11 protein-coding genes are annotated in these 16,760 nt (G+C 43.1%); 3 read left to right on the forward strand and 8 right to left on the reverse strand.

The window, feature by feature from the left end; all coding sequences use genetic code 11:
• Positions 1–88 precede the first annotated feature (88 nt).
• From CPIN_RS15875 to CPIN_RS15885, 3 genes are all read right to left on the reverse strand, one after another.
• A complete protein-coding gene (locus CPIN_RS15875) occupies positions 89–2,806 on the reverse strand; it encodes a glycoside hydrolase family 2 (RefSeq protein ID WP_012790837.1) in 2,718 nt (905 codons plus the stop codon).
• A 63-nt stretch (positions 2,807–2,869) separates the two neighbouring features.
• Positions 2,870–4,288 carry a RagB/SusD family nutrient uptake outer membrane protein gene (locus CPIN_RS15880; RefSeq protein WP_012790838.1) on the reverse strand — a complete coding sequence of 473 codons (1,419 nt, stop codon included), beginning with the start codon at positions 4,286–4,288 and terminating at the stop codon, positions 2,870–2,872.
• A gap of 10 nt (positions 4,289–4,298) precedes the next feature.
• Positions 4,299–7,472, reverse strand: a complete 3,174-nt coding sequence (locus CPIN_RS15885) for a SusC/RagA family TonB-linked outer membrane protein (RefSeq protein WP_052306817.1) — start codon at positions 7,470–7,472, stop codon at positions 4,299–4,301.
• 587 nt (positions 7,473–8,059) lie between these two features.
• Between CPIN_RS15885 and CPIN_RS15890 the strand changes: the two genes are divergently transcribed.
• The gene (locus CPIN_RS15890) at positions 8,060–8,611 is read left to right on the forward strand and encodes an RNA polymerase sigma factor (RefSeq protein ID WP_012790840.1); all 552 of its coding nucleotides are present in this window, start codon (positions 8,060–8,062) and stop codon (positions 8,609–8,611) included.
• 44 nt (positions 8,612–8,655) lie between these two features.
• On the forward strand, positions 8,656–9,798 hold the full coding sequence (locus CPIN_RS15895) for a FecR family protein (protein WP_012790841.1): 1,143 nt from the start codon (positions 8,656–8,658) through the stop codon (positions 9,796–9,798).
• Positions 9,799–9,805: 7 nt separating this feature from the next.
• On the opposite strand, the gene CPIN_RS15900 is transcribed toward CPIN_RS15895, so the two are convergent.
• Positions 9,806–10,147 carry a hypothetical protein gene (locus CPIN_RS15900; RefSeq protein WP_012790842.1) on the reverse strand — a complete coding sequence of 114 codons (342 nt, stop codon included), beginning with the start codon at positions 10,145–10,147 and terminating at the stop codon, positions 9,806–9,808.
• Between the two features lie 259 nt (positions 10,148–10,406).
• Here CPIN_RS15900 and CPIN_RS15905 point away from each other — a divergent pair, with 259 nt between their 5' ends.
• A complete protein-coding gene (locus tag CPIN_RS15905) occupies positions 10,407–13,013 on the forward strand; it encodes an alpha/beta hydrolase family protein (protein WP_083781110.1) in 2,607 nt (868 codons plus the stop codon).
• Between the two features lie 26 nt (positions 13,014–13,039).
• On the opposite strand, the gene CPIN_RS15910 is transcribed toward CPIN_RS15905, so the two are convergent.
• The 4 genes from CPIN_RS15910 to CPIN_RS15925 all read right to left on the reverse strand — a co-directional run bounded on the left by CPIN_RS15910 (position 13,040) and on the right by CPIN_RS15925 (position 16,704).
• Positions 13,040–13,390, reverse strand: a complete 351-nt coding sequence (locus tag CPIN_RS15910) for a hypothetical protein (RefSeq protein ID WP_012790844.1) — start codon at positions 13,388–13,390, stop codon at positions 13,040–13,042.
• A 468-nt stretch (positions 13,391–13,858) separates the two neighbouring features.
• Complete coding sequence (locus CPIN_RS15915) at positions 13,859–14,209, reverse strand: hypothetical protein (protein ID WP_012790846.1); 351 nt, start codon at positions 14,207–14,209, stop codon at positions 13,859–13,861.
• 789 nt (positions 14,210–14,998) lie between these two features.
• Complete coding sequence (locus CPIN_RS15920) at positions 14,999–16,114, reverse strand: FecR family protein (RefSeq protein ID WP_012790847.1); 1,116 nt, start codon at positions 16,112–16,114, stop codon at positions 14,999–15,001.
• Between the two features lie 53 nt (positions 16,115–16,167).
• Positions 16,168–16,704: an RNA polymerase sigma factor gene (locus CPIN_RS15925; RefSeq protein WP_012790848.1), complete on the reverse strand. Its 537-nt coding sequence runs from the start codon at positions 16,702–16,704 to the stop codon at positions 16,168–16,170.
• Between the last annotated feature and the right edge of the window lie 56 nt (positions 16,705–16,760).

Here is a 16,760-nt window from a genome sequence, read left to right on the forward strand (position 1 = left end):
AACCACTAGTTGGAAATTGACTCAATAATAGTTGTGCCTTTTTATGGTTCCAACGGGGCAATGAATGAAATATGGCAGAAGGATGCAATTAATTCACGCGAGGCCAGGTAGGCTCGTCGCGTTTCATCTTTTCATAATTATTTTGAATTTCGGCATCGCCGTTAGAGGCCGTTAAGGCTTTTTCTTCCCAGTGAAGGGCTTCTTGTTTTTTGCCTAATTTATACAACAGGTTCGCATGCGTGTCCAAGAGGTTGGTTTGCTCCTCCTGCTGTACTCCATGTGAGGTTAGAACGAGCGCTGCTTCCAATGTATTTCTATTGGTGGTATTCTCAAATGCTGCCCAGCCCAGCGCGTTAATGGTGCCGGAGGTGATCCACTTCCGTTTAGAGCCATACTTCTCAAACCAGGGCCGCAGCGCCAGGCCAAAGCCATCCCAATCCTGGTGATTGGCAGCATAGAACACCTTGGTTTGCCAAACGATCTCTTTGCCCAAATCTCCATACTTTGTTATGGCGCGCTTTTCAATGCTCGTCCAATCGGGCTTTCCGTCTGTTGGCAGGTAGGGATTGATTTCGTCCTTTTCTATAGCGGCGGTAATCTTACTTTCCGCTTCGTCTTTGCCAAGTATCTCGTTTACCTTTTGAACGTTTTTGTATAATACCGCAAATCCGGGATCGCGGGTAGTGTTGGTAAACCGCATAATGAATTTCAGGTTCACCTCACTTAGCGGATTTTTCATCTGACTAATATGTTCCGCGGCGAGCTTTTCCACCATTGCCGGGTCTTTTTGCGCATCTGCCAATACGGTGAGCGCCCTTAAAAAGGCAGAATCCTTTTTGCCTTGCTGGTATTCTTTCAATCGTACCGCGTACGATTTTGATACCGTATCTGCTACGGAAGCCGAAAATCCTTTGGTAGCCAGCAGAAAGTTTTTAGTAGCTGGCCATACCTGCGCATTTATGCTTCTAATAGTTGCTACCGGAAGCTTAATGATGGCTCTATCGTACGTTATTATACCATTTTGTTCAGATTCCACATCAAAGGGTTGCGTATAGATAGAAGCGCTTAAACCTAAGCGCTCCAGCACCTTCAGCGAATCAGCCATCTGCTTATATTGCTGTTGCATTACAGAAGGACTAACAACGCCGTCATAGCCCCAGCCAGCCTGAAGATCGCTCCATAAATGCCCTTCTACAGGCACGCCAATACCACCAAATTCACCCAGCACACGTGCCTTGCCTGGTTCTGCCGGAGCATTACGGGGGAAGGGGTAGGAGTGAACATCCGTCATGTCAGCCGCTACCCAGGCATTAGGAGATGGGCTACGGAGCTGATCATTCACATACAGCATTTCACCGGAATGGCCGTTGATCAAGCGGGTAGGGTCTTGCGCCTTAAACCAGTTGGTGAGTCGTTCCTGATCATACTGTCCCCACTTTTCGTTGAACAAAACCCAGGTAACAATAGAAGGATGGTTGTATAACTGGGCTACGTTCTCCTTATTTTCCTGTTCAAACTGGCTATGGCCGGCGGGGGCATCATTACCGGGGTTTACCATATCCTGCCAAACAAGCATTCCCAGCTTGTCTGCATAATAATACCAGCGGTCTGGTTCTATCTTTATATGCTTACGAATGGTATTAAAACCCATCGCCTTTGCCGCCTCAATATCAAATTTCAGGGCAGCGTCTGTAGGGGCTGTATACAATCCATCCGGCCAAAAGCCCTGATCCAAGGTTCCCAGGTTATAGGTGTACTGGTTGTTTAAGAAAATACGGTCTACACCCTGCTTATCCTTCTGTATATCCACCTTTCGCATACCAAAGTAACTGGTAACCTCATCTACCAGTTTGCCTCCTTTCCATAGCTTTACCTGGAGATCATATAAGAAAGGATCGTCAGGGCTCCAAAGCCGGGCATTCTGTAAGGTGATATAGGCCGATTTCTCTAAGGGCTGCTTAACCGATGTAACAACGGTTGTGCCTTTCTTCACATTCAATTCAACCGTATAATCCGAAAGGCCGGTGGTTGCCGCAGGGGAGCCTGCGGCAAAAAGATCAGGTGATTTTCCATCCTTGTTTACGGCAAAATCGACCCTCACCTGATGCTTATCTACATCCGGCGTTATCTTCAACGATTGCACAAACACCTGCGGTACCACCTCCAGCCACACGGTTTGCCAAATGCCGCTGCTGGGGGTATACATAATACCTTCCGGATTCAGCACCTGCTTACCATGCGGGTTAGGCCCTTTGTCGGTTGGATCCCACACTCTCACCACCAGGTTGTTTTTCCCTGTAGTTAAAGCATCTGTTACATCGATAGAAAAGTGCTGGTATCCTCCCTTATGGCTTCCCAGCTCCTTATCATTTATAAAAACAACCGCTTCAAAATCCACTGCACCAAAATGCAGCAGCAGGCGCTCACCTGGCTTTAGAACAGGTTTGGTGAAGCTGCGTTTATACCAAAGCCATTGATCCGGTTGCAATCTTTTCTTTACACCTGATAAAGCTGATTCAAAGGGATAGGGCACCAGGATATTGCCTGAAAAATTATCAGGAGTTCCTACACTTTGCTGCGTTACGGCATATTCCCAAAGGCCATTAAGGTTCGTCCAATTATTGCGTACCAATTGCGGTCGGGGATATTCCGGCAACACATTAGAAGGGTTCACCATCTTCGTCCAGCGCGTTGCGATAGCATCCTTAGGCGCCTGCCAGTTCCCATTAGCCTGTCCCTGTACATTAGTTAATATAACACCCAACGACAGTGACAACAAAATACATTTACATTCTTTTTTAAACATTACATATGACTTTATAAATTAAGAACATTCTCCAGCTTTGTACCTAAATGCAGCATGTCTTAGCTACCGGGATGGATAGCCAGTATTCTGCACCAGATTTCCATTGTACTTAAACTCCGATACTGGAATATCAAAAAGCTGTTTATAACTTTCCCAGGTGCCGCCTTTAAGCGGGGTGATCTTTCCCATTACATCGTCCACCGTACCAGTGCGCTTAAGATCCAACCAGCGATGGCCCCATTCTGAAAACAGCTCTATTTGACGCTCATGTAAAATCGCTTTCACCAATGCTGTTTTGTCCGATGCGTCGGTATCAGGCAATCCGGCCCTGGAACGTACGGTATTAAGATCATCCTGTGCCCCCTTTATATCATTCAATTCAGCTCTAGCCTCAGCCCTGATCAGGTATTGCTCCGCCAAACGCATCACCATGATATACTCCGCACGGTCCACATCCGGCTCATAAACTTTATACTTAAAAGGGTAATAGTAAGTGGTTCCGTTACTAGCATGGTTAACACCTATCCAATGCTGCCTTCTCTGATCACCTTTTTCAAACGCTTCCAGTAAAAAGTCAGCTACCACCACCGGTTTTTGAAAAGGGTTCGGGCCGTTGATCAAAACAAACACATCAGCATCCAGTGTATTATTAAAGGTGCCTTCTTCATAATTTGGCTGCAACTGCCAGATAGCCTCCTTGCTGTTCATTAAGAAAACCTGATCAAGCGCCACGGTATCGTATACTGCTTTATTATCGATAACTTTACTCGCTTCCGCAGCGGCATCCTTCCAGTTCTTCTGATACAGGTAAACCCTTGCTAACATTGCAGTAGCGACGGCTTTGGTAGGGCGCAGCCTATCGTCTACCACGGAAGCGGCGTTCGGTGCCAGGTAGTTATCCGATAACAACTGCTCCGCTAATTTCAAATCGCCCACCATTTTATTATAAACATCGGCCATGGGTGTTCGCGAAGCATTACTATTACTTTTATAATCAGAATTAAGAATTAAAGGAACATCACCATATAAATTCACCAGATAGAAGTAATAAAAGGCCCTTAAGAAATAAGCCTCTCCTAATAGCTGGTTTTTAACATCAGGTGATAGAGAAGTAGAAGCCGTTAGTCCTTCTAAAGCGGCATTGGCACGATAAATAAGCTTATAAAGGGTCGTCCAGAAATCATAGCGAAAAATATTCCGGTACTGACCGTTTAAGAAACTACCGGGTAAAGCGGCAATTTCATCTGCCTGCAAACCCAGTTGAACTGAAAAGCTATAGCGGCCGTGTGCAAGGCTGCCACCAAGCTGCATATCATAATATAAACCCGTGAGTACGTTAGCTGCCGATTTATTAGAAGAATAGATATATTCGGGAACAATCTTATCCGGAGGATAACCAACATCCAGGAATTTTTTACAAGAGACAAATAGAGAAGCTATGATGAAAGAAAGCGCAGACAGTCTTATGCTAGTAAATCTCATACATTAAAAATTAAAGTGTTAATCTAAAGCCACCAGTAAGTGTGAACACAGGAGGAATAACAACTACGGATTGTGTTTCAGGGTCCCATCCCTTATATCCTGTAATTGTGAATAAATTTTGACCATTTACAAAGAAACTGGCGGCACCGCCGTTCATCTTTTTCATCCATTTTGCGGGTAGCTGCCAGGAGAGCGCAATGTTTTTGCAGCGGACAAATGAAGCATCTCCATACGCTGCATCACTATTCATATTCCAGGTAGTGAAATCAAAGAACATGCTTTGGTTCTGATTATAACGTTGTACCAGGGCCTTATCTCCTTCTTTTTGCCACCTGTCCAGCACTTCCAATGGCTGATTTTTCATAATGCCGGGGAGGGCCTCATTATTGAATACGCCTCTCAGCCCTTTCTGCTTCACGAACTGTAAAAAGATATCCAGTCGCAGGCCTTTATAGGTAAAACTATTTTCCATTCCACCAAAGAAAGCCGGGGCCGGATCTACCGTCGCCTGAAATCCATCTGCTGGTGCATTTAATTCAACCGGCTTTCCCTCTATACTTGCGAACAGGTATTTTCCTGTTACAGGGTCAACGCCGAAGGACTTATACAAATTAACCGTTGTAAGCGATCTTCCTTCCTTAAGTGAGATATCTGGCCCGCTGTAAGCAGCCAGTTTGTTGCGGTTAACAGAAATATTAAAAGAGGTAGACCAGGTAAAGCTTTTCTGTTTAATATTTTGGGTAGAAAGCACCACTTCCCAGCCACGGTTAAGAACAACGGCGGGCAAATTACCGAGAACGGTAGTATTACCCACAATGACAGGAAGAAAATAAACCGAGAGCTGGTTACTGGAGCGGGTATAAAACCGGCTAACACTTAATGAAATGCGATCTTTTAAAAATCCCATTTCAAGTCCTAATTCCATTTTTTTGGTTTTTTCCCATTCGTAATCAGGATTGTACAGCCCTGTAACTCTTACCCCTTTAGTGCCTTGATACAGTCCTCGCTGAAATTCGTATTGATCCAGGAACTGATAATCGCCAATCTGATCGTTTCCGGTTATACCGATGCTACCCCGTAATTTTCCAAAGCTAAGGAAGGGCACATTAGCCCTCATCCAATCTTCCTGCGAAAAAATCCAGCCCATCCCTACCGAACCAAAAGATGCGAACTGCCTGTTGGGACCAAAACGGCTACTTCCGTCTCTCCTAAAGCCGAAATTCAACAGGTATCGTTCATTCATATTATAGCCAAGCTGGCCGAAGAAGGCTATGTACTTATAATAGCTACTTGCACCCAGCACATTGAAAGAAGTAGCTGCTGCCGGATTTTTAATAAGTGCGTCATCTTCAATACCGCCGGTGTACACATATTGATTTTCCATTCTCTTGGCAAGAATGGTAGCGCCCAATACCGATTCTAAGCGGCCAGGGCCCATCATGGTCGAATAAGAGATCTGCGGTTCCGATATCCATGATTTTACTTTCGTAGTGGTATAATCAGCTTCCGCTGTCTCAAAATTCAAATCAGCGGGGTTCACACCCGCCAGTAGTTTTCCGCTAAAAGTGCTGTTTCTAAGCTCATTATAGCCCATATTTACCTTCGCCACCAATCCCGGTAAAATCCGAAAGCTCGCATCAACATTCGAAACGATATTATTCGTTTGAGCTTCCAGAATTCTGCTAACCAGTTGTGAATAGGGGTTGATCCAGCTGGAATTGGCCCAGTTAAGCGTTCCATCTGCATTAAAGGGCGGCGGCGTATTGGGAGGCAGATAAATATTAGTGGCAAAATCGCCACCCGGAAAATCGCTGTTGCTAAGCGTATAGTTACCTATAAAAGAAACTTTCAATCGCTGGTCAAAAGCATTTCCAGACAAATTGAAATGCATTCCACCACGCTGGGTATGAAAATCGCCCGGAAAAATAGTTGTTTCCCGGTGAAAATTGCCGCCCATTAAATATTGAAAATTAGGCGTACCTCCGGAAATGGATGCCTGAGCATCGGTATACCTGGCCGTTTTTCCGATCATCTCCTTTTGCCAATCTGTATACCTTGTAGTATCCCACATCATCAGGTCCGGTGCATTTTCAACCGAAGGTTCCTCGCCATCGTTCTTAAAGGCTTCTCTACGCATGGCGAGGTATTGCTTTGTTGATAACAATTCCCGTTTGTTCAACATTTTCTGGATACCGGTATTAGCACTCAGGTTAATATTGGTTTTACCGATCTTTCCCTTTTTAGTGGTAATTAGAATAACGCCATTTGCTCCCCTGCTCCCATATATAGAAGTGGCGTCGGCATCCTTTAATACATCTATACTTTCTATATCTGCCGGGTTCAAAAAATTAAGTGTAGATGCTGTTAAGCCTACCGCGCCATAATTTGCGAATGGGGGAGAAGTAATAGAAGGTTCGTAGGGTACTCCATCTACTATAAAAAGAGGTTGTGTGCCATTGTTTATACTACTGCGTCCGCGTATCTGAACATTCACTGCGCCACCCTGAACTCCCGTAGTTTGCGTAATCGTCATGCCTGGCACTCTTCCCTGCAAAGTAAGTAAGGGGTCAGATACCGGTTGCTTTTCTATATCCTCCGCCTTAATAGTAGTTACGTTACCTGTATTAAACCGTTTTGTAGTACTGTAATAACCTTTAATAACTGTTTCGTCGAGATCACCCACGTACTCCTGTAGAGCGATATTGCCCATGTAAGGCTTTCCTCTAACTGCAATCAGCTTAGGCACAAAAGAAATGCTTGTAATAGTTAGATACGCATTTGAAGGAATTTGCTTGATAATGAAATTGCCGTCGGCATCCGTGGAACTTCCCTTGTTACTATTTTTAACCATAACGGTAGCACCAGGTACCGGATCTCCCTTTTCATTGATCACCTTGCCCGATACATCTAATACCGTATCTGCTCCCCTGGCTGCAGGGGTTGCAGGAGGAGAACTTTCAACTTTACCTTTTCGAACGGTAACTGTAGTTGCATTTACGGCTACCCAACTCAATCCCCTGCCTGTTAGCAGCTGATTCATTACCTCATTGAAGGGAACATTTTTGACATTAAGGGTAACACCCGTAAACGAAGACAGCTCTGCGTTGTTGAAGAAGATAGTAATACCCGTTTTCTTGGTAATCTTCCTTAAGATAACACTCAGCGAAACATCTTTTTCAGACAATGAAACTAACTTGTCTGGCGGGCGAACAACGCTCTGGTTGTACGCCAACAGAGACAAGTGAAAGCAAAGCAATAAAAATACAGACTGCAAAATAAGCCGACAGCTTATGCGAAGTAGTTTTTGCATAATCGCAGTTAAATTGGTTAGTAAAATGGTTGGTTCCTTTATAGGTATAATAAAAAAGCACTTACCTTATATACATGACAATCACTTCTGATAAAGCTTTCTTTCAGGGAAAAGATATACCTCCAGCATTGGATAGGAATTTCAATAAGTATAAAACAATAATTCCCCATCTCCTGATGTACATACATTCAGATAGCACTTAGAACGGTTGGTTTGTTATAGATACTGAATACCCCTTTAGCAATAGAACGCAAAATGATAAAGGAGGTACCATGCCACCTTGCCATTTTTTTAAACAAATCTGTCTTCCAGGAAAACGAAATTTTTCCGGGAGATCAAAAAATTGTTACTTTATCACTAAATTGGACAACAATACGAAATACTCCCTCCAGAAAAGCTATCCAAAACTCTGATATAGAATAAAAAAATTATAAGTATACTAACCAACCGCCAGGTAGCATATGAAGGAAGAAAGCACATTCTGCAATGAATTTGTACTGCGAGGCCTTATCGAAGGAGATGAGCAGGCATTGACAAAAGTTATAGGTCGCTATCGCGACTTTCTTTTTATGCAGGCCCAGAGAATGCTGGGTGATGTGATGGAAGCAGATGATGTGGTGCAGGAGGTGTTCATCAAACTCTGGAATGTTAAAAGCAAATTAAAACCGGACACATCATTAGATGTATATTTAAGCGTACTCACCAAAAACGCCTCAACCTCTGTTTTGCGGAAAAGAAAGGTGTGGAAAAGAAGGCATGCAGGATTCACAGCGGGCCAGTCACACTATTTTCAGATGAAGCCAATGGAAGACGAGGAATTGGGGCAACAGCTTCGAACGGCTTTTCAACAGCTTAGTGAAGCGCAGCAGCGTATCTTCAACTACGTTTATATAGAAGACAAGAGCTATGCTGAAATTATGCAGGAGCATAATCTTCGACTGCAAACAGTGAAAAATACGGTATCTAATGCCCTCAAGAAACTTCGCAACAACTTGCAGGTATTAATAAAATAAAAATAGCCTGGTACTTTTTTACTATTTCGGCGTTATACAATAGCATGAGCCCAGATCGATATTTAATAGAACAGTTAGTCCTCAAAGAACTATCCGGAGTTATTACCGACTCCGAAAAAGCCATGCTCGATGAGGCTGTGAGACAAGATCCTGCCATGTGGGCATTGAAAGAAGAGCTTAAACGAGAGCTGGCAAACGATGAAATAAGGGCCTACCTTGCCAATCATCCTGCTGATGAAAAAGCCCCCCAGATACTCGATCAGATTTATAAAAGGGAAAAGAGGCAAAAGACTATTTTGAGACTGTCTACTGCCATAGCAGCATCGGGATTAATAGCTTTTGCTGCGATAAAATACCTGCTGCCAGAAAGTACACTTCATAAAAACAATACTGCTATTTCTCAAGTTAATCATACAGATACTTCTGTGCTGTTACGCTTACCGGACGGTAAAGAAATTTTGCTCGACTCTGCCACCAAGCAACTTAATACCGCAAACATTAATATAAGTACAGCAAGCAAAGCGCTAAGCTATGAAGCTATGAGCGAAGATAATGGAGCGCTGGCTGTACTACAGGTGCCGGACGGAAAGGATTATAAGATCCACCTAAATGACGGGTCTGAAGTTCATTTAAATGCGGGTACCCGCCTCGAATTTCCATTGAAATTTAGTGAAGAAAGCCGTGACATATCCATCAATGGAGAGGCTTATATAAAGGTGGCCAAGCAGGCCAGCAAGCCGTTTATTGTACATCTTCCTCACGGAACAGTGCAAGTGCTGGGTACTGAGTTTAATGTAAATACCTACGATAGCGGTGTTCATAAGGTGGCACTTGTGGAAGGATCTGTTGCAGTAAAGGCTGGTAACAAAAAGCAATTATTAAAACCAGGCTTTGAACTAACAAGTGATGCTGCCGGTTTAAAAACCAGTGATTTTGATGCCGAAGAGGTATTGAGCTGGCGGGAAGGGAAATATTTTATCAATAATTTAAACTTTCTGGAAATAAGCCGCGTTTTATCAAGGTGTTATGGAGTAACCGTTTCGATTGATAATGAGCGGGTGGCGAAACAATACTTTACCGGTGTAATATACAAGAACCAATCCATAGATATAGCCCTGCGAGGCATGCAGTTAACAAATACAATTGAATATTATACCGATAAAGCGGGAGTAATTCATATCAAATAGTTGGGTGTTAGTTAAGTACGGTTACCCTTGTTACAGTACTTATTACCGTGTAAGTAGTTATTTGAGTGGTTAGGCCGGAACCGTCTGTTGCAGTAGCGACAACAGTTGTAGGCGGCAGGATAGCTGTAGTTTTATAAACGGTGGAAATAAAGCCAGCCGTTGAAATAAATAATGTTACTCCGCTGGAGGTATAAAAGACTCCATAAGTTGCATAAGTTCTACCGCTGATTATAGTTATAAGATAAGCGGTAATCCGCCAAACAGGCTGACCGTTAAATTTAAAGGCCAATCCGCCGCCAGCCAGGGCTGAAAGGATTATAAATGTGAGAATTATACGTGCTTTTTTCATAAGGATGCTGCCTTTACTACAAAGGCTAAGTTTAAGATGAATACTGACTAAATCTACCTCAAATGATAATTTCCTGTTTAGTACCCCATTGTTATAATTTGGAGCGAAAGAGTATCACTATTCCACTTCTATTTAATTTCTCGAATATTTAATAGTACGTTATCACAATTATTGCGTTCTATACTGCAATGTAATTTCACGGAACGTTAATACATTTAATTTGAAAGCCCTCGTTCCATAACTAATTTCGGTGTGTAATATGAAAAGAGTCTGTTTCTGCATGGCATTGCTTTGCTTTGGAAGCTTTATTGCTCACGCACAAAAGCCGGTCATTAACAACGATACCTACAAAAGCTGGATAGAATTGCGTGATTACCACATATCTGATGATGGCAGGTATGTGCTTTATAACTATGGTGGTGAGGCTGGAGGAGATACCAAAATTCTGCAGTCCACCCAGGGCGCTTACAAAAAGGTACTTGATTCTCTACAGCAGGCCTGGTTTATCGATGGAGGTAACTACGTGCTGTTCATTGCAAATAAAAAGGCCGGAATATTGAAATGCGGAGAAGATACGCTTCAATATATACCCAACGCCAGCGAACTAAAATACTGTGAAGCGGGTGGCCGCAAGTGGATATTCTTTTTAAGAGAAGGAAATCTGCTACAGCGCGACCTGCAATCATCCACCATAAAATCATATAATGATATTACGAAGTATTGGTTAAATGAAACGGGTGGTAGCCTACTGTACTTCAGCAAGAATAAACTAACACAGGTAGATATAGGCACGGGAAAAGAAAAAGTGATTTACACTGGTCCGGTGCCCGATGACATTACATTTGACCAGAAGGGGCAGCAGCTATGCTTTTTACTGAAAGGAGAGGAGAATAAAATATTTTATTTTAAGGCGGGTGGAGACAGTGCCATTGCAAAAATAACCTCCGGCAGCCGTAGCATAAAAAAAGGTTTTTATGTGGCAGATGAGCCACCCAGGTTTACAGAAGATGGAAGCGCTATTCTTTTGCGACTAGGGAAGGAAACAGCAGCTCCAGCGGTAGATACCACTGTTATTGCAGCAAACGTTGATATCTGGAACTATAAGGATGCTTTCCTTCAATCCAACCAGGCATTTACCGCCGGCGAAATAAGGAATCGCAAGTATGCGGCTGCTTTTAATCTTTACAATAATAATTTGATACAGATCGAAAATCAGGACACCATGCTTGCCAGCTCCATCGGCAGCCGTTATGCCCTTGTAAGGCCTTCCACCTTTATGGCAGATATGTACTGGAATCCGGATCTGGCAGATACCTACGATCTCCTATCCATTCGCGATGGTAAACGAAAGACTATTGCCTCCAATCAAACCAGCATGACGATCTCTCCCAACGAGCAGTTCGTATGTTGGTTCGACACCATATCAAAACACTACTACACGTATGAGATAAAATCGGGTATTACCCGAAATATATCTGATGGCATATCAGGATCACTTATCAATCCCGGAACCATTGCCAAAGTGGCGGGTCCGATAGGAACTGCAGGATGGTTGAAAAATGACGGAGCGTTGTTGATTTATGATCAGTATGATATATGGCAGGTGGACCCCTCAGCTAAGAAACGTCCTGTTAATCTTACCAAAAGTTTTGGAAGTAAGCATAAGATACTACTACGTGCAGGCATCGATGAAGATAAAATGAGCCAGTTCGAATTAACAAGTCAGCTTCTTTTAGCAGCACTTGATCAACAGACTAAAAGAAACGGCTTTTTTACTATACAGCTTAATCAAGAAAATGAACTGACCGACCATGGTTTAGACGATTGTCTCTACTTTGTTCCCAATATCTATGTAGACCATCCCAGGGCCCCGCTAAAAGCCCGCAACTCGAACGAATACCTCGTAACGCGCCAAACGGCCCGGGAAGCTCCTAATGTTTTTATTACTGACGATTTCAAACACTTCAAACAACTATCTTCTATTGCTCCCCAGGCCAACTACAACTGGCTTACTGCTGAAATTCACCATTGGCCGCTTGAGGAAGGGGGAGAAGGTACAGGCATACTTTACAAGCCGGAAAATTTCGACAGTAGCAAAACCTATCCCATTATTTACAACTACTACGAACTACGAAGTAATGAACTAAATCGTTTTTGGTCGCCCGAACTTCCGAACGGACAGCTTTCGATTCCCTGGTATGTAAGTAATGGTTACCTGGTATTTATTCCGGATATCAGCTTCAGAGCGGGAGAATTCAGCAGCGATCTTAACAATATAATAAGTTCTTCCGTTGCTTATCTTAAGCAATATAAGTGGGTTGATACCAAAAGAATGGGTATTCAGGGGCATAGCTTCGCGGGGTATATTACCAACATACTGGCCGCACAAACGAACTTGTTTGCCGCTGCCCAATCAACCGCAGGACTATCTGATATGATCGTTGAATATGCGGGCCTGGGATTTGGAGGCAAAAGCTTAATAGAAATGACAGAAGAAGGCCAGTTAAAGATGGGTAGTCCACCCTGGGCAAAACCAGATATGTATAAAGCCAACTCAGTGCTTTACACCTTAGATAAGATGACGACACCGATATTGCTTGTACACAACAAAGAAGATGGTGCCGTTCCATTTGCGCACTCTTTACTGCTGTTCAACTCCCTGAGGCGGCTTAACAAGCCCGTATGGATGCTTCAATACGATGGGGAAGAGCACGTACTAAGCAGCACGCCTGTTCGATTGGATTACTCCATACGGCAGCAGCAGTTTTTCAATCATTACCTCAAAGACGGTCCGCTTCCGGGGTGGATGAAAGCCGGAGTGCCTTATTCTTCAAAAGGTATACGGTCCGGATTGAATACCCGCTAACTACAACAAGGGTAGTTATGCTATAGCTAAAAATAAGTAACTACCCTGGTGGTGGTTAAAGTAACGGGATACGTAAAGATGGCAGCCGTAAAGCCGGAGCCATCTGTAGCTGTTCCTATTACGGGCACGGGCGGCAGGGATATGGTGGTTCTATATACGGTAGAAAGTGTTCCCGTTGTGGATATAAATAATGTGGTACCGGTGCCGGTATAAAAAAAGCCATAGGTAGCATACGTTTTTCCATTTGCTACAGTAGTAATATAATCGGTGGTTCTCCATACCGGATAACCGGTAAATCTCCTGGCGTTCAATGCAAGTGCTCCTCCAACGACTGTAACGCAGGCGAGGCACGCCAGCATAATTTTAGCCGATTTCATAAGGCAAATAATTTAAATAAGCCAAAGCTTAGTTAACAAACGTAACAAGTGTAGCCCCCGTAATACATTGGTAAGTTAAAATAGATGTTGTAAATCCGAGCCCATTAGTCGCTGTTCCCACCACGTTGGTAGGTGGTAAGCCTGCCGTGGTTTTAGACACTGTTGATAGCACACCTGTAGAAGAACTAAACACTGTGGTACCTGTTTGAGTACAGAAACTTCCATAAGTAGCATAGGTAACCCCGTTGGTTACCCTGATGATATAAAAAGTTGAATGCCACACTGGCTGTCCATTGTATTTAGCTAAGTTAGAAGCCAGTATACTACCCAGGAACCCCAGTGAAAGAACAATGATCACAATAAATCTCGCAAGCCGCATAATTCAACATTTGACATAACGAAATACTACTACGATAAAATCAGCCGGAGTACTTAAACTCCGGCTGATAAGATAATATGCAATAGCTATTAGTTCAGCGTAGTAACGCGGGTAACTGTAGGTACTGCAGAGTAAGTAGTGATTGGAGCAGTTGCACCAGAACCGTCAGTTGCAGTTGCAGCAACGGTAGTAGGAGGCAATGTTGCAGTAGTTTTATACACTGTAGAGCTGATACCTGTAGTAGAAATATACAGGGTAGCACCAGCAGAAGTATAGAAGGCGCCAAAAGTAGCATACGTTTTACCATTCAAAACAGTGGTAAGAGAGTTGGTTGCATGCCAGATAGGCTGACCATTAAATCTTGCAGCTTTGAAAGCGAAAGCGCCACCTACTGTAGCGAAGATAGCCAGAGCGGCTAAAATGATACGAGCTTTTTTCATAAAAACCATTGCCTTTAATTTCAAAGGCTAACTTTAATACATTAACAATGCCTACTCTCTTCGATGGTTTTCGGCTTCCCCATACCAATCTGCTTGCAATCAAATTGGTAGTGCTGATCAGCATTAAGTAGTTGAAATATTTATAAGGAGAACTTATTCAGTTTAGGGTTTGGTGGAATATCATAAAACTTCATGGAATAGTTACTGTTTGCAACAACAACAGCAGTAACAGGAGTTTTGAAGAAGATGTATAGTATTTGTATCGTTCATGGGTTAAAAACTTGATATGGCGGTTTATGTCTTTGTCACTACGAAGATAGTTTGGTGCGGCATTGTTTAACTTAGTAGTATGGCTATAAACTTTGGAGAAAGCATAATTTTCTACCTGACAACATTATTATGCTACGAAAAGCGCTTCGTCTTAAAAGTTTCCATGCAAAAAAGGTTTCAGCATAAACTGAAACCTTTCTTCATGAAAAAAAGCAAAATTGTTTGGCCGCAAGCGCTATCTGGCAGTTGGTGGTGCAAAAGCAGTTGTTGTTCTCGCTACTTCAAAATTGCGATAATATTGCATGTTAAAACTTAGGAGATCCGGTATATTTTTTAGGGGAAGCGAATTAGTTGCTGTTATGCAGCAGCGGCAAAAATGAAAAAAGCCAGTAAGGAATTACCGGCTGTTCACGATTACTAACGGTGGGTTAACAAACCGGGTGTAATACGGGCCTGAACACAACTGACTAATTGATTGGTTCAAGCCAAGTCAGGATTTTATAGGATCTAATTAACCATCTATTTTAGTTTTATATGATAAGTTCCATTTTTATCTTTCTTAATATCGCCTTCAATGATCAACTGGGTGAGAAAGTCCTCGATAGGCTTATCAAGATTGATCACTGCAAATGCGGTTTTATCCGTTGTCCAACCATCCATTTCCAGCTTTACGTTAAAGTACCTGTACGCAATCTCCTTTACTTCATTTTCATCTCTTGTTTCCATGTGTATAATGCGTGTCATCCAGCCAACTTCCTTTTGGGGATCAAATCGCATGGTAGCCAGCTTTCCGCCCACTATATCCGCCGCATAGCCTGTTTTCAGCGCTACAGATGTATGGCTTCCGGAAACTGTTGCCTCGCCTGAAAACAGCGCTACCCGCGTGTGATGGTTATCGTAGCTGTTAACATTGAATTCGGTAGCTAATACGTTTACTGTTGCATTGGCCGAATGGACGTTAAAGGGACGTGCCTTAGTAGCCGCCACCCGGAAATATGCTTCGCCATGCAGATCAACGGATCGTGCTCCTTCCTCAAATACCAGCGGAAAATCCATCTGGGAAAAAGCATTGAGCATAGCGCTGGAGCCTTCGCTCATTACCACCCTGCATTGTTTGCCGGCCGGTACCACTATTTTTGCTCTAGCGCCCCTGTACTCTTTCTTCATGGTTGCGAGCAAAGGGCCGCTCTTCATTGTTATGCCGTTGGTAGCATCTATTAATACCATCGTATCGGCTATAGGGAGGGTATCCCGGCCAATTAAAAGCGTGATGCGGCTAAACCGCGTGATGTCTGCCAGATTGGGAGGGTGCTTGCGCATGGCCGGTCGCCAAAGGGCAATACCTACTACAACCACCACCAATATGCAGGCGGCCGCTGCCAGGGGTATTATTTTTATTCTTTTCCGCTCCGTTTGCTGTTTCACCTTTTTTATGATCTCTAAAGCTTCGTGTTCATTTACTGCCGAAATATGTTCTTTTACGAGCAATGCGTTCTCATGCAAATAGCCGTGTAAAGCTTTTACCTGAGGATATTTGTTCACTAACATGTTTAACAGCTCTTGTTCATGATGGGTTATCGATCCGGTGATTTCAGCAATTATGAGGGTGGTAATTTGCCGGGTACTCTTTTTCATAATATCATTTTTAGAGGAGATAAGTGGTTATGTTACTAAGCATTACTAGCTGCTTACTTTGGGTTAAAAATCGATCTAAGTTTTGCCGTGAGTTTCGAAGTAAGATACCTTACGCGCCTGAGTGGTATATTGTATTTGTCGGCTACGTCCTGGTCCTCTTCTCCGTATATATTTGAGTCTTTAAATGCGTTTGCATATGGTTCAGGGGCGATTTTATCTACCGCCTCTATTAATTGTTTTAGCTTTTCCTGTCTCAGCATCTGATCACTTAACATACCGTACTTTTCTTCATGATGGAAATGTCTTTTCTTCCTTTTAATGCCACTGTTTAGCATGTTCATGGCGCGATGTTGGGCAGCCCGGTTTAAATAGGCTCCCAAATTGCCATCAATTTCTTTCTTTGCGCGTTTCTGCCACAGATCCGCAAACACATCCTGTACCACATCCGCTGCGTCTTCCGCGTCTTTGGTAATATAGGCCGCTGCACGAATGGCAGAAGCCTTATACCTGTCGTATACTACATTAAATGCCTTTTCGGCCAGGCCCTCATCACCTCCTGTTAATAATTCAATTAATTCTTCATCTTGCATTTCTTGAACAAATTGTTTTGATGATTTGAAAATATGTTCGACCTGACTAAATAAAA

It is taken from the genome of Chitinophaga pinensis DSM 2588, from assembly GCF_000024005.1.
Taxonomy (GTDB): Bacteria; Bacteroidota; Bacteroidia; order Chitinophagales; family Chitinophagaceae; genus Chitinophaga; species Chitinophaga pinensis.